Here is a 14,484-nt window from a genome sequence, read left to right on the forward strand (position 1 = left end):
AGCGTCAGCGCCGAAAGCCACACCGCTCAGGGAGGCATCAGTGTCCGAAGTAGTTCTGGAACCGGCCGCACAGGATTTCGCGGACGCCACGTCCAAGCCGCCGTTCATCTATCAGCTCTCGCCCGTCGAGGCCCGCAAGGTTCTGGACGACGTCCAGGCCGCTCCGGTCGACGCACCCGCCGTCGACGAGCACTGGGTCCTCGTGGCCGCCGCGGTCGGCGACGTCCGGGCGCGCATCGTGAAGCCCCAGGGCGCCACCGGCACGTTGCCGGTCGTCCTCTACGTCCACGGGGGTGGATGGGTACTGGGCAACGCCGGTACCCACGACCGGCTCGTCCGCGAATTCGCCGTCGGGATCAGCGCCGCGGTGGTCTTCGTCGAATACACGCCGTCACCGGACGCGCACTACCCGGTTGCCATCGAGCAGGCCTACGCGACCGCGCGCTGGGTGGTCGCCGAGGGCGCCGCCCACGGCCTGGACGCCTCCCGGATGGCCGTGGCGGGTGACTCGGTCGGCGGCAACATGACCGCGGCGCTGGCGATCCTGGCCAAGCAGCGGGGCGACGTCACGTTCGTGCAGCAGTCGATGTACTACCCGGTCACCGATGCCCGGCAGAACACCGAGAGCTACCGCACGTTCGCCGACGGGCCGTTCCTCACCGCCGCCGGGATGGCCTGGTTCTGGGACCAGTACGCCCCCGACCACTCGGTGCGCTCGGAGATCACGGCGTCGCCGAATCTGGCCACGCCGGAGGACCTCGCCGGGCTCCCGCCCGCGTTCCTGCTCGTGGACGAGGCCGACGTCCTCCGCGACGAGGGCGAGGCGTACGCGGCCAAGCTCCGCGCGGCCGGCGTGCCGGTCACAACGGTCCGCTACGACGGCATCTGCCACGACTTCATGATGCTCAACCCGCTGAAGGACACGCACGCCGCGCAGGGTGCCACCGCCCAGGCGATCGCGGTGCTGCGCGAGGCCCTCGGGGTGACCCGATGACGCGGCCGACGGTGGTCCTGGTCCACGGCGCGTTCGCCGACTCCAGCGGCTGGGGAGGCACGATCACCCACCTGCTCGACGCCGGCTACCCGGTCGTCGCCGCGTCGAACCCGCTGCGCAGCGTGGCCGCGGACGCCGCCCAGGTGCGTGCACTGGTCGACAGCATCGACGGCCCGGTCGTCCTGGTCGGGCACTCGTACGGCGGCGTCGTCGTCTCGACGGCCTCGGCCGGAGCCACGAACGTCCGGGCGCTGGTCTACGTCGCGGCGTTCGCCCCGGCGGAGGGCGAGAGCGCCGCGTCACTCGCCGCGCTCTACCCGGGCAGCACCCTCGGCGAAGCGCTCCGTCCGGTACCGCTGCCGGACGGCGGTCAGGACCTCTACCTCGACCGAGGGCTCTTCCACCAGCAGTTCTGCGCGGACGTACCCGAGGACCTGTCGACGCTGATGGCCGCCACCCAGCGTCCGATCACGGCGGCCGCCTTGAACGAGGCCGTCGCCGGGCCGCAGGGATGGCAGTCGATCCCGAGCTACTTCCTGATCGCCGGGGCCGACCGGAACATCCCGGCGCAGGCGCAGCACTTCGTCGCCGAACGGGCGAAGGGCGTCGTCCGCGAGATCGCGGACGGATCGCACGCGACCTTCATCGCGCACCCCGACGTGGTCGCGGCGCTCATCGACCAGGCCGCGAGCGAATCGGCCTGATCCGTCCGTGGGTGGCGGGGACACCCCCGCCACCCACACGACAAGAAAGGCACCCCTGTGTTCGGACGTACCACTCGACGGCTGGCGGCCCTCGCCACCGCATTGCTGGCCGTCGTCTCGGTCGTGACGCTCGGGCCGAGCGCCGCCACGGCGACAGCTTCCGCCCCGAAGCCGACGATCGTGCTGGTCCACGGCGCGTTCGCGGACTCCAGCGGATGGAACGGCGTGACAGCCCGGTTGTTGCGGGCCGGCTACCCGGTCGTGGCCGCCGCCAACCCTCTGCGTGGCGTCGCCTCTGACGCCGCGCAGGTGAAGGCGCTGCTCGACCGCATCAGCGGCCCGATCGTCCTGGTCGGACATTCGTACGGCGGCGCGGTGATCTCCCGAGCCGCAGTCGGCGACAAAGACGTGAAGGCACTCGTGTACGTGGCCGCCTTCGCGCCGGCCGCGGGGGAGAGCGGCGCCGACCTGTCCGCCAAGTTCCCCGGCAGCACGCTCGCCGACACCCTGCGGCCGGTGCCGCTCCCGGGCGGCGGAGAGGATCTCTACGTCGACCGGAAGCTGTTCCACCGGCAGTTCGCCGCCGATGTCCCGGCGCGCGATGCCGCGCTGATGGCCGCCGCACAGCGTCCGATCACGTCGGCGGCACTCGCGGAGGACGCGGCGGGGCCGCAGGCCTGGCAGTCGATCCGCAGCTACTTCCTGATCGCCGGCGCCGACCGGAACATCCCGCCGCGCGTCCAGCAGTTCATGGCCCAGCGCGCGAAGGGCGTCGTTCGGACGGTTCCCCGCGCGTCACACGCGGTGTTCGTCTCGCAGCCCGGCACCACCGCATCGTTCATCATTCGGGCCGCGTCGAGGGCCTAACCGATCACCGCGCCGGCGTGCCGGGCCCACGCCGGCGCGGTCAGGGAAGGACAGAAATGACTCTCGCGTCCCTCGCTCCCGCCGACCACGCCACCGAAAACATCGACTATTCCGACTACCCCACGGTCGCGCCCCTGTTCCGACGCTTCGCGGAACTGACCGATGACGCCCCCGAAAGAGCGGTGCTCCGCGAGCAACTGGTTTTCATCCACCTCCCGCTGGCCGAGCACCTCGCGCGGCGGTTCGCCCGCCGGGGCGAACCGACGGTACTTCCGTGACCACGCGTGGTATGTCCGGCCGCCCCGGCGGCTGCAGGACCTGCACCTCCGGCTCAATGCCGCGTCCGCGGAGATGTTCCAGCGTGATCAGCGGGCGCCGACGGCGAGTGCGCTCGCCTCGCACCTCGGAGTATCGGCCGCCGATGTGCACGAAGGGCTGCAGCTGACGAACGCCTACGCACCGCTTCCGTTGGACGCGCCCGTCCCGCAGCATTCGGACGGTCCGTCGCTGGTCGAGTCGATCGGTGACTACGACGAGGCGCTGGCCCTGGTCGACAACCGCGAAGCGCTGAAAAGGCTGCTCGCCGATCTGCCCGAGCGGGAGCGCCGGATCCTCGGCCTGCGGTTCTTCGACGGGTGGACCCAGACCCAAATCGCACTCCACGTGGGCGTCTCCCAGATGCAGGTCTCCCGCCTGCTCGCCGCGACGCTCGCCCGCCTCCGCCGGCAAATGCTGGCCGATGCCTGACCCGACTTCCGAACGGACGGTTCATGTCACATCACCTCGACTCACCCCTCGCCCGCCAGGACCCGCGGCTCAACATCACCGACCAGTACGTTTTCGACGACCGCGACGGCACGGTCTTCGTCCTCAACACCCGCACGTCCTTAGCCGGTGACACGACACCGCACGGCTTCCACGAAGAGGGTCGCTATGAGGTCCGGATCCAGCTGGACCAGGCGGACGTCGAAGATCTGACGTTCCGCTTCGCGTTCGACGAGGAGGACGAGGACGCACAGCGGTACCGGCTGTGGCGCCTGGAAGGCGACGCCGCCGGAGACGACACCGCGATAGGGGCCGAGATCGTCTACGGGCGCACGGGGCAGGTGATCGACTCCCCGGACGGTATCCGCGTCTGGACCGGGCGGGCACTCGACCCGTTCTTCCTCGACCTCGACCAGCTCGCCGCCGTCGACCGGCTGTTCCTGCACGGCGAGGACGCTGAGCTGACCGGCTATCTGCCGGGCAAAGCCGCCAACACCTTTGCGGACGCGACCGTGCAGAGCATCGTCCTGCGGGTTCCCCATTCGGATCGTGCGCTGTTCGCCGAACGCGACATCCGGGTGTGGAGCACGACCCGGCTCGCGACCGACGCCGGCGGCTGGCGTCCGATCGGCCGGGCGGGCCTGCCGATGATCTGGCCGATCTTCCGCGACGCGAACAGCGACGCCGCGAGTACCGCCAACGAGACGCATCCGAGCCGGGACGCGGCGAACTACGGCTCGGCGATCCGGGAGCTGGTCGCCGCGGCGGTCCGGCGCCTGGGCACGTCGTCCCGCCCGGAGGCGTACGCCGCCCGCGTCGCCGACCGCATCGTGCCGGATTCGTTGCCGTACCGGGTCGGCACGGCGGCGACGTTCGGCTTCGCGGCGTTCAACGGTCGCCACCTCGTCGACAACGCACCCGAGGTGATGTTCTCCCTGGCCACGAACTCGGCGGTCAGCACCGGCCTGCCACCGGAGCTGTCCGCCGGGACACGATCGTCGTCGTTCCCCTTCGTGGTGCCCGTCTAGCCCGTGACCTCGGAGCGCAGCGCTTCCGCCAGGTCACGCCGCGATTGGACGCCGCGTTTCAGGAAGACCTTGCGGAGGTGATACTCGACCGTCCGGACGCTGAGGAACAAGCGTGCGGCGATCTCGCGGTTCGTCAGACCGTCGACGACCAAGTGCGCCACGTTCGCTTCCTGCACCGTCAGCGCATCGCCGGGATCGACCAGGCGGCTCCGGGCCGTTTCTCCGGTGGCTTCGAGTTCGCGCTGTGCCCGGGCGGCGAACGCGGCCGCTCCACGGCTCGACAGCAGGTCGTGCGCAACGCGGAGCTCGCTCCGGGCATCGACGCGGCGGCGCTGCCGGCGTAGCCACTCTCCGTAAGCTAGCCGCGCACGCCCCTCGTAGACGGCGAGCCCGCCGCGTCGGTACCGGTCGATTGCTTCGGAGTAGTACTTCTCGGCCTCGTCGCCGGCCAACTGGGCCCGGGCCGCTGCGAGCATGCCCAAAGCCCAGTCTCCGCCGATCGGCGCGGTGAGATCGGTGAGATCGGCGAGGGCGCGATCGGCGGTCGCCCGATCACCTACCCGTACGGCGGCCTCGATCACTTCGGCCAGGATCCGTGACGTGTAGGTGACCTGACGGATGTGTCCCATCTCTTCGCGCCCGGCCCGGAGCGCCCCGGCGGCGTCGCCGGTGCCGTTCGCGAGGATCGCTTCGGCGAAGTTGGCGATGCTCAACGCGGAACCGTCACCGTGCGCGATCGCGGTCCGTCGTAGCTCCGCCGCGAGCGCCTCGACGGCCGCCTGGTCGCCGCGCCAAGCGGCTATCAGGAGTCGTTGATGCCGTGGGAACGGATGACCGATCGCCTCCTTGATCACGTCGATCTCGTCCACGATCAGCTGGGCGTCGTCCAGCCTTCCTTGGACGAGCAGAGCGGAGCCGGCCAAGGACAGGACCATCGGCAGAACGGTCAGCAGCCCGTCGGCTCGCGCGAGCTCGATGTGCCGCTCGTTCAGGGCCAGTAACGCGTCCGCGTCCCAGACGTCGATGGCGGCGACGCCGTCCAGACCCGCGGTCTGAGGTGGGATCAGGGCTTCCGGCGCGTCGAGAAGTCCGGCGATGGCCGACCGGAGCACCGGAATCGCTTCCACCCGTGCCCCGAGCCCGATCAGCGCCTGTCCGCGGAGCAGGAGGTCGACGGGGTTGGTGGAGTCGGGATCGGTCGCGTCGTACACCACGCGGCAGACGTCGCTCCACGGGTAGACGTCACCGTCCGCGTCGAGGTCGGTGAGGCCGCCGGCGAAGATCGCCGCGAACAGCGCGTCGTAGTAGGCGCTGCGGGCGAGGGCCGGGTCCAGCGGGCTCAACCGCCTGGCGACGGCGAGGATGTCGCGAGCGATGTCCGGGCTGCCCCGACGGGCCCAGTCGACCTGTGCTCGGAGGAGATCGACGCGGGCCGCCCCGAGCGGGTCGAGCGCATCGGTCGGCAGGACGCTCAGCAACGTTTCAGCCGCGTCGGGAGCCCCGGCGTCGAGCTTCGCCTGCGCCGCGGCCAGCAGGCGGCGGGCCCGGTCGCCCGGTAGGGGACTGAGTGCGGCCGCACGCTCCAGGAACGCCGCCGCAGCAGCGACTCCGCCCCGGCCGCGAGCCCGCACCGCCGACCGGTCGAGCGCGTCGGCGATGTCCTCGTCGGGCTCGACGGCGGCGTGACCGCGGTGCCACGCGCGCCGGTCCGGATCGTTCTCGACGGGCGTCGCCTCGGCGAGCGCGGCGTGTGCCTGGCGACGGTCGGGCGGTGGTGCATCGCGATAGATCGCCGACCGGACCAGCGGGTGCCGGAATTCGACGCGCGCGCCAACGGTGAGTGCGCCGGAGTGTTCCGCCACGTCGATCGCGTCCGAGCTGAGCGACAGCGCGCGGACCGCCAGCCGGAGCAGATGAGGATCACCGGTCGGGTCCGCCGCGGCGACCAGGAGCACTCGCCGGGCGGCCGGCGGTAGATCGCTGAGTTGATCCAGCAGGCTCTTCTCGATCCGGGAGGCCAGTGGCGCGGTTGCCGCCACCGTGTAACCCCCGGCCATCTCGGTCGGGCCCAGCGCCGACGGCAGCTCGCGGAGCGCGAGCGGGTTACCGCGCGCCTCGGCGACCAGACGGTCACGGACCCGGGTGTCGATCTGCCCGGGCAGGAGCTGCTTCAGTAACCGCCGAGCGTCGTCGTCGTTCAGGCCGGTCACCGCGAGCCCGGGAAGTCCTCGGAACGACGCGTCGACCGTCCGCATCACGAAGACCAGAGCGATGCCCTCGGAGCCCAGCCGCCTCGCGCTGAAGGCCAGCGCCTGGCGAGATGCCTCGTCGAGCCACTGCGTGTCGTCGATCAGGCAGCAGACCGGTCCGTCGGCGGCTACCTCGGTGAGCAGCCCGAGTACGGCAAGACCGATCAGGAAGGAGCTCGGCGCGGCGCCGGTACGGAAGCCGAGGGCCGTCTCCAACGCGTCACGCTGGGGTGCGGGCAGGCTTTCGGCCCGGTCGAGCATGCCCGCGAGCAGTTGGTGCAGGCCGGCGTACGGCAGCTCCATCTCCGATTCGACGCCGACCGTGCGCTCGACCCGGATCTCGTCGGTGAACCGGGCGAGCGCGGCCTGGGCAAGCGCGGTCTTCCCGATGCCCGGGTCGCCCTGCACGACGAGTGCCGAGCTGGTACCGGCACGGGCGTCGTCGAACAGAGTGCGGAAAACCCCCAGCTCCGCGGCGCGGCCCGGCAGGTCCGACTCGTTGTGCGCGCCGACCGTGGCACGCCGGATGCGCTCAACCACGGATGCGAACGCAGTGTGTCGGCTGTGGGACCACGGATGCGAACACGAACGAACCCTATCGACGCCGGGGTCTTCCTGTGACGCGGGGGCGGTGCGGTGTGCGACATCGTCGGAACCGTTGGCGACAGCGGTCAGGAGGGAACGTGCACGATGAGCTGGTAGGCCGCGAGGCCGAGTTGGCAGTCATCGACGAGGTGCTGAACCGCACCCGGCCGGGGCTGTTCTTTCGAGGTGAGAGTGGGATCGGCAAGACGGCGCTGCTACGCGAGAGCACACACCGGGCGGGACAGCAGGGCTACACGGTGCTGTGGTGCCGCGGCGTCCAGCACGAGCAGGCCCTGCGCTACAGCGGGCTTCATCAGGCGCTCCATCCACTCTTGTCCGGGACCCCAGAGCTGCCGCCGAGCGAGCGGCAGGCCATGGAGACGCTTTTCGGGATCTCGGACGGACCGTCACCGTGCCACTCGCTGGTCCGCCGAGCCGCACTCGGCCTGCTCGTTCGGGCGGCCTCCCGGACGCCCGTGCTGCTCGTGCTCGACGATTTCGATGCGCTCGACCCCGACAGCGTCGATGTCGTCGAGCACGTACTGGAGCACCGGGGAGAGGCGCCGCTGGTCGTGCTGGCGGCGGCAGGCACCGGCACTGCCGGCCCGCTGGGGGTGGCCCGGTGGGACCTCGCCGGGCTGTCGGACGCCGCCGCGTCCGCACTCGTCGAGGCCGTGGCCCCTCGGCTCGCCGCGGTCGATCGCGACGTCGTGCGGGACCTCGCGCAGGGCAATCCGCTGGCACTGGCCGAATGGTCCCGGAACCTGATGGATCACAACGTACCCCTGGGTACGTGCCGGTACGACCTGATCGATTTCCCGGTCCGGCTGACGCAGGCTTTCGGGGTCTCCCGGCACAAGTTTCCTCGCCGGACGTCGCGCCTGTTGCTGCTCGTCGCGGCGTTTGACGGCGACATCGCTGATCTTCCGGGTGAGGAGGGCGAGCTCTGGCGCGCCGCCGCCGTGCTCGGGCTGACGCGTTCCGACCTGTGCCCCGCCGAGCAGGCGGGCGTGGTGACCGTGGAGCGCGGCGAGGTTCTTTTCTGTCACCCGCTGACCCGGGCAGTGCACTACGGCACGGCGTCGCCGGCGGCGCGGGTGGAGGTGCACAGGGCGTTCGCCGATACCCTGACTCCCGATTCGGACCGGGTGGTGTGGCATCGCGCCGCGGCGACCGAGGGCCGCGACGATCTGCTGGCTGCGCGCCTGCACGCCATCGGCGAAAAGGCTAGGAGGAGCGGGACCGTCGCCAGGGCCGCGACTGCCTACGAGTGGGCGGCCCGGCTCTCCACCGCGAGTGACGCCGCCGCATACCGTCTCGGCCTGGCGGCCGACGCGGCGCTGCGTTCCGGGCATCGGCGGCTCGGCGCCCAGCTGATCTCGGAGGCCCGATCGCTCGCCGACGGCCCGGCCGCCGTTCCTGATCTGATCCTTCCGGAGTATTACGCGCGGCTCATGAACGACGTCCCCGGTCTGAGCGCCGACGACCTGCTGGACGGCCTTCCCGAGCTACCGTCCACCCACCGGGGGCTCGCCACGATGATCGCCGCGATGGACGTCTACAACTCCGGTGACCCGGGCGGGAAAGCGGAGCGGATCGAGGGAGCGACGCTTCGGCTCGGTTCGGCGGCGGACGATCCGCTGCGCGTCATCACGTTGTCCGTGGTCGCACCCCAGCGACACGCACGCGAACTGATCCCGATCGTTCGACGGCTCAGCGGACCGGCCGCGGAGCTCGAGTCCACGTATCTGATGGTCGGCATGGGGGGTGCCGCCGAGGCGCTGCGGTTGATCCCCGAAGCGGAGCGGTGCTACCGGGCCGCAGTCGCGGCGTCAGTCACCGACAGTTCGTTGCTCGAACGATGCATGTCGATGGTCCGCCACGCATCGCTGCTGACCCTGACCGGCGCGTTCGCCGAGGCGCTGGCGGAGGCGGAGGATGTCCACCGACTCGCCGTCCGACTCGACCTGACCGAGGTCGCGGCCTCGTCGGCCGCGACCGCCGCCCGGGTGTACGCCTGGCAGGGCAACGTTCCCGCTGCTGCGGAGGCCCTCACCCGCAGCACTCGCCTGGCCCATCTGGCACATCCCCATCCGGCGACCCTCACCGAGGTGGCGTCGGCGCGTGCCGCCGTCGCCCTGGTCCAGGGTCGACCGGCGGACGCCGTACACGCGCTGCTCGGGGTGGCCGAGCACCGCATCTGGGCCGGAGCCACGATCGGTGACCTGGCCGAGGCCGCGAGCAAGCTGGACAGGGGATTCGCCGTGGTGGACACGGTGAAGAGTGTCGCCGAGGACGCGGATGTCTTCGCCTCGGATCTGCTGCGCCACCTGACGCTGCGAGCCCGCGCACTCGGCGGGGAGAGCGCGCTGTTCGACGCCGCTCTCGCTGTTCCCGGCGAAGAGCGATTTCCGGTGGAGTGGGCTCGGACGCGCCTGGCCTACGGCGAATGGCTGCGTCGAGGCCGTCACAAGATCCGGGCCCGCTCGCATCTCGCAGCGGCGATGGCGGTGTTCGCCCGGGTGGAAGCGGTCCCCTGGCGTGACCGCGCGGCGGCGGAGATGCGTGCGGCCGGCGGCGCCGTGGAATCGTCCGGCATGGATTCGGACGGCCACCCCGGCCGGGTTGTCCTGACACCGCAGGAGCGACAAGTCGCCCGGCTGGCGGGCGGCGGCCTGTCGAACCGGGACATCGCGGGCCGCCTCGCGCTGTCGCCACGCACTGTCGGAACCCACCTGTCGAACGCCTACGCGAAGCTCGGAATCCGTGGGCGGGCCGAGTTGGCAGCGCTCGTTCGGGATCGCCCGGAGCCGGAGACAACGGGTGTTGCCGCGCAGACCCGCAGCTCACGCTGACTGCCGCTGGGCGGCGGTCAGGCGCCTGGCGACCACCGCGACGACCTTTCCTCGCACCCAGGCCAGAAACGGGTTGGACGGCACGAAGAACTGCGCCTTCAGATGGGCGAGAAGCTGATGCTTGCGGACCAGCGGTCGCATCCGCTTCTCCCAGGCGGTGAACGCTGCGGGGAGGTCGTCCGGATGCGCGGCCAGCGCGTCGCCGAGCGCGACCCCGCCGATCATTCCCGCGCTGGCGCCCATGCCGGAGTAGAGCGTGAGGCACCAGGCCGAGTCACCCAGTAGCACGACCCGCCCGTCGTGCCAGCGCGGCATCCGTACCTGGTGTACGGAGTCGAACAAGCGGTCGGGTTGACGCCGCAGCTGATCGAGCGCGTAGGCGACCATGCCCCCACCGTCCAGCCCGGCGAAACGGGAAGTGAGCGTGGTGATCGCGTCGTTCCGGAACTCCGCGTCGACGTCTCGCGTCCGGTAGGCGAACAGCGCGGTGGGAGTGCGATCGCGGAACGGGAAGATCCACAGGGAGCGTCCCGGTTGGGCGAGGATCACCTGGTCGCTGTCGGGGTAACCAGGCACCTGATGGCCGAGGGAGAACGCGCAGACGATGGCGTGCATGGACCGCATGAACTTCTCGTCCGGGCCGAAGACCAGCCGGCGTACGGTCGAGCGCAGACCGTCCGCTCCGACCACGAGGTCGTAGTCCTCCTCGTAGGTCCGGTCACCCCCGGTGTCGAGCAGCGTCACCCGGGCCGCTTCCGCCGTCTGCTGCACCGCGACCGGCACCGTGGCGAAACGCACCTCGATCCGGCCCTCGATCCGTTTCCGCAGTGCCTCCTCGATGTCGCCGCGCATCACCCCCTCCGGATTGCCCGGCTGGTCCAGGAACCCGGCGCTGTGGTGGCGTCTGCCGGCCCGGTCCACCGTCCAGGTGTGGTGTTCGGGCGGCGTGCGTAGATGCATGTGCGCGAGCACGCCGAGCCGCGCCGCTGCCGCCTTGCCGACCGGGAAGAGCCCGACGAAGTAGCCGCCGGTCCGGCGTTCCGGGGAGCGCTCCACGACGACCGGCGTCCATCCCGCCTCGTGGAGCCTGATCGCGGTGGCCATCCCCGAGATCCCGAGGCCGACCACCAGGACTCGGCGCTGCCCGGTCATCGGGCCGACCACTCCGCCAGACCGGTGTTGCCCAGCTTGGCTCCGGCCCCGGGAAGCAGGAGCCGCTCGCCGAGGGGCACGCCGAAGAACGGTGTCGCCGACGGGTCGGTGACGACCGTGCGCTCGTCGCCTCGGACCGCGCTCAGCCGGCGGGCGAACTCGTCGAACGCCATCGCCTCGGGCCCGGCGACCTCCACGATGCCCTGGGCGGCCGGACCCGTCACGGTCGTCGCCAGCGCGTTCACCAGGTCGGGCACGGCGATCGGCTGCACCAGCGTGCCCGGCAGCCGTACGGTGCCTCCCTCGACGCTGTTGTCGACCAGCATCGCGAGGAAGTCGAAGAACTGCGTGGATCGCACGATGGTGTACGGCACGTCGCCCTCGTGCACGGCCTGTTCCTGCGCCAGCTTGGCCCGGTAGTAGCCCAACTCGTGGGGGCGGTCGACCCCGACGATGGACAACGTGACGTGGTGCCCGACCCCGGCTTTGCTTTCGGCGGTCAGCAGGTTGCGGGTGGAGGTCCGGAAGAAGTCGGTGGCCGGGCCCTCCGACATGTCGGGCGAATTGGTGACGTCCAGGGTCGCCGCCGCGCCCTCCAGAGCGGCGTCCAGACCGGTGCCGGTAATGGTGTCGAACCCGGTCGTGATGTCCGCGGCGACCACCTCGTGCCCCTGGTCCCGCAAGTTGGCGACGACGCTACGGCCGACCCGGCCGGCTCCTCCGACGACGACGATCTTCATGACTGTGTTCCTCCCGCGTGGACGACCGTTCGATGCGCCCACACGCTAGGAACACTCAGTGCGGATTGAGTGACGTTCGCCTCCTGCGAAGTCAGCACGTTCTCGGGGTCGGCTTTGCGGCTGTGGACCGTCCCGCCGGTCGCCTCCAGCGCACTCTTCGCGCGGGCCGCGAATCCGGCCGCGCCGCGACTCGACAGGACGCTGTGAGCGGCCTGAAGCTGCTCGCGGGCGTCGACTCGACGGCGCTGCCGACGCAGCCATTCCCCGTACGCCAGGCGGGCGCGGCCCTGGTGAGCGGCGAGGCCACCGCGTCCGAGCCGTTCGATTGCCTCACAGTGGTGGTGGTCCTCGGCGCCGGTCTGCGTCGCGGCCTCGACCAGCTCGGACGCGATTCGCGACGTGAACGTCACCTGGCGGATGTGGGCCAGCTCGACGGAACCCGCCCGCACGGCGTCCTCGTACCGTCCGAGTCCGTTGGCCAGAGTCGCTTCCGCGTAATGCGCGGTGCTGAGCGGCGCGCCGTCTCCGGTCGCGGCTGCGCCCCGCCGGAGCTCCGCCGTGTGCCGCGCGACCTCCGCGGAGTCTCCCCGCCAGGCCGCGAGCTGCACCCTGGTGTGCGGCGGGAACGTGTACCCGATGGCCTCGCCGATCACGTCGACCTCATCCACGAGCAGCTCGGCCTTGTCGAGCCGGCCCAGGTTCAGGCAGGCCGTCCCGGCGTACGACAGGATGATCGGCAATGCGGTCAGTAGCCCCTCGGACCGTGCGCTCACGATCTGGCGCTGGCACAGGGCCAACAGCGTTTGCACGTCCCAGACGTCGGCGGCCGCGATCGCCTCGAGACCGATCGACTGCGGCGGGATCAGGTCCACCGGCGAGTCGAGCAGCCCGGCGAGTGCAGTGCGCAGCACCGGTACGGCCTCCGCCCGCGCGCCGATCTCAATCAGCGCCTGGCCCCGGATCAGGACGTCGACCGGATGGGTCGAGTCCGGGTCGGTCTCGTCGAACACCTCCTGGCAGATGTCCCGCCAGGGATAGCCGTCGACGCCCGGCCCGTGGTCCGCGTCGTCGTCAGGGCGACCACCCTGGGCTATCGCCACCCGCAGCGCGCCGTACTGGGCGCTGCGGGTCAGTTCCGCGTCCACGCCCGCGAGCTGCCGTGCGGCGGCAAGGATGTCGTGGGCGATCTCGGGGGTGCGGCTTCGGGCGAAGTCGGCCTGTGCCAGCAGCAGACCGGCCAGCCCTGACCCGCGGCGGTCGAGAGCAGCGACCGGCAGGTTCTCCAGCAGTATCCGAGCGGCCTCCGGCGCACCGGCATCGAGCTTGGCCTGCGCCGCGGCGAGCATGCGGCGAGCCCGGTCCGACGGTGCCGGGCTCAGCGCCGCGGCGCGTTCGAGGAAGGCGGCGGCTGCCGAGACACCACCGCGGCGGCGCGCGCGGACCGACGATCCGTCGAGTTCGGCGGCGACGCTCTCGTCCGGTTCGACGGTGGCATAGCCGCGATGCCAGGCACGGCGGTCCGGATCGTCCTCGGCGATAGTCGCCTCGGCCAGTACCGCGTGCGACCGACGGCGCTCGGGGGGTGACACGGCCCGGTAGATGCCCGATCTGATCAGCGGATGGCGGAACTCCACGCGGGAGTCGATCGTGAGGTCGCCGGTACGCTCGGCTTCCTCGACCGCCTCCCCGTCGATCGACAGCGCGCGGACCGCCCGCCGGAGCAGCGACGGGTCGCCCGTCGGGTCCGCCGCAGCGAGCAGCATTACCTGGCGGGCGTCCGCCCGGAGGCCGCTGATCCGGTCGAGCAGGCTGTTCTCGATGCGGGTGGCCAGCGGCATCGCGTCGTTCACCGTGAAGCCACCGGCCAGGTCGGCCGGGGACCGTCCGAGCGGGAGTTCGCGGAGCGCCAGGGGATTGCCCTTGGCCTCCGCGAGAATCTGGTCCCGGATCCGGCCGTCGATGGGTGCGACCACCAGTTGGGCGAGCAGCCGCTTGGCGTCCGCTTCGGCGAGACCGGTGAGCGCCAGTTCGGGAAGTCGTGAGAACACGGCGCCGATCGTCCGCATCACGAAAACCAGCACGGACAGCCCGATCAGGAACGGGCCCGGCACCGGGCCGGCGCGGAGCCCGAGGGCCACCTCCAGCGCGTCCCGCCGGGGCTCCGGCAGACTCCCGACCCGGTCGAGCAGGCCGAACAACAGCATGTGAAGCCCGGCGTACGGCAGTTCCATCTCCGACTCGACGCCGACGGTGCATTCGACGCGGAGGCCTTCGCCGAACCGGGCGAGCGCCGTGTGTGTCAGCGCGGTCTTCCCGATGCCCGCCTCTCCGTGTACTACAAGAGTCGCGCTGGCGCCCTCACGCCCTCCGTCGAAGAGCCTTCGTAAGGCCTCGAGCTCAGCGGTTCGTCCACGAAGGTCCGAACGGGTGCGGACACGATCGAACTCTAGCGGGCCGTACCCGCAGGTAGCGTGAGCCGGCACCGACTCGGGACGAGTTCAGGCGGGCCGGGCCGGTCGGTCATGCGGGCAACGCTAGGAACGCC

At 71.2% G+C, this 14,484-nt stretch carries 11 protein-coding genes; 7 read left to right on the plus strand and 4 right to left on the minus strand.

What is annotated here, in order from left to right; genetic code table 11:
• Positions 1-40: 40 nt before the first annotated feature.
• From CRYAR_RS15930 to CRYAR_RS15950, 6 genes are all read left to right on the plus strand, one after another.
• Entirely contained in the window at positions 41-994 is a 954-nt protein-coding gene (locus CRYAR_RS15930) for an alpha/beta hydrolase (RefSeq protein WP_035851687.1), read from the plus strand.
• A complete protein-coding gene (locus CRYAR_RS15935; protein ID WP_035851689.1) occupies positions 991-1,698 on the plus strand; it encodes an alpha/beta fold hydrolase in 708 nt (235 codons plus the stop codon). Before CRYAR_RS15930 ends, CRYAR_RS15935 begins: the two co-directional genes overlap by 4 nt.
• 123 nt (positions 1,699-1,821) lie before the next feature.
• Positions 1,822-2,565 (plus strand): alpha/beta fold hydrolase, encoded by a 744-nt coding sequence (locus CRYAR_RS15940; protein WP_211247969.1) that lies wholly within the window; start codon positions 1,822-1,824, stop codon positions 2,563-2,565.
• A 56-nt stretch (positions 2,566-2,621) separates the two neighbouring features.
• A complete protein-coding gene (locus CRYAR_RS49600; RefSeq protein ID WP_051570332.1) occupies positions 2,622-2,843 on the plus strand; it encodes a hypothetical protein in 222 nt (73 codons plus the stop codon).
• Between the two features lie 40 nt (positions 2,844-2,883).
• On the plus strand, positions 2,884-3,312 hold the full coding sequence (locus CRYAR_RS44560) for a sigma-70 family RNA polymerase sigma factor (protein ID WP_245620698.1): 429 nt from the start codon (positions 2,884-2,886) through the stop codon (positions 3,310-3,312).
• Positions 3,313-3,335: 23 nt separating this feature from the next.
• Entirely contained in the window at positions 3,336-4,358 is a 1,023-nt protein-coding gene (locus tag CRYAR_RS15950; RefSeq protein ID WP_035851693.1) for a DUF4331 family protein, read from the plus strand.
• Here the strand turns inward: CRYAR_RS15950 and CRYAR_RS15955 are convergent.
• Positions 4,355-7,135 carry an AAA family ATPase gene (locus tag CRYAR_RS15955; protein WP_342673867.1) on the minus strand — a complete coding sequence of 927 codons (2,781 nt, stop codon included), beginning with the start codon at positions 7,133-7,135 and terminating at the stop codon, positions 4,355-4,357. The two genes, CRYAR_RS15950 and CRYAR_RS15955, sit on opposite strands and share 4 nt — an antisense overlap.
• Here CRYAR_RS15955 and CRYAR_RS15960 point away from each other — a divergent pair.
• The gene (locus tag CRYAR_RS15960) at positions 7,021-10,047 is read left to right on the plus strand and encodes an AAA family ATPase (protein ID WP_157017749.1); all 3,027 of its coding nucleotides are present in this window, start codon (positions 7,021-7,023) and stop codon (positions 10,045-10,047) included. The two genes, CRYAR_RS15955 and CRYAR_RS15960, sit on opposite strands and share 115 nt — an antisense overlap.
• Here CRYAR_RS15960 and CRYAR_RS15965 read toward each other — a convergent pair.
• Genes CRYAR_RS15965 through CRYAR_RS15975 form a run of 3 tightly spaced genes read right to left on the minus strand, consistent with a single transcriptional unit; the run spans position 10,039 to position 14,422 of the window.
• The gene (locus tag CRYAR_RS15965) at positions 10,039-11,199 is read right to left on the minus strand and encodes an FAD-dependent monooxygenase (RefSeq protein WP_035863117.1); all 1,161 of its coding nucleotides are present in this window, start codon (positions 11,197-11,199) and stop codon (positions 10,039-10,041) included. The two genes, CRYAR_RS15960 and CRYAR_RS15965, sit on opposite strands and share 9 nt — an antisense overlap.
• On the minus strand, positions 11,196-11,939 hold the full coding sequence (locus CRYAR_RS15970; RefSeq protein WP_035851699.1) for an SDR family oxidoreductase: 744 nt from the start codon (positions 11,937-11,939) through the stop codon (positions 11,196-11,198). The genes CRYAR_RS15965 and CRYAR_RS15970 overlap by 4 nt, the downstream gene beginning before the upstream one ends.
• Positions 11,936-14,422, minus strand: coding sequence for an AAA family ATPase (locus tag CRYAR_RS15975; RefSeq protein ID WP_084700559.1), 2,487 nt, complete (start codon positions 14,420-14,422; stop codon positions 11,936-11,938). Before CRYAR_RS15975 ends, CRYAR_RS15970 begins: the two co-directional genes overlap by 4 nt.
• Between the last annotated feature and the right edge of the window lie 62 nt (positions 14,423-14,484).

The sequence above is a fragment of the Cryptosporangium arvum DSM 44712 genome, assembly GCF_000585375.1.
Lineage (GTDB): Bacteria > Actinomycetota > Actinomycetes > Mycobacteriales > Cryptosporangiaceae > Cryptosporangium > Cryptosporangium arvum.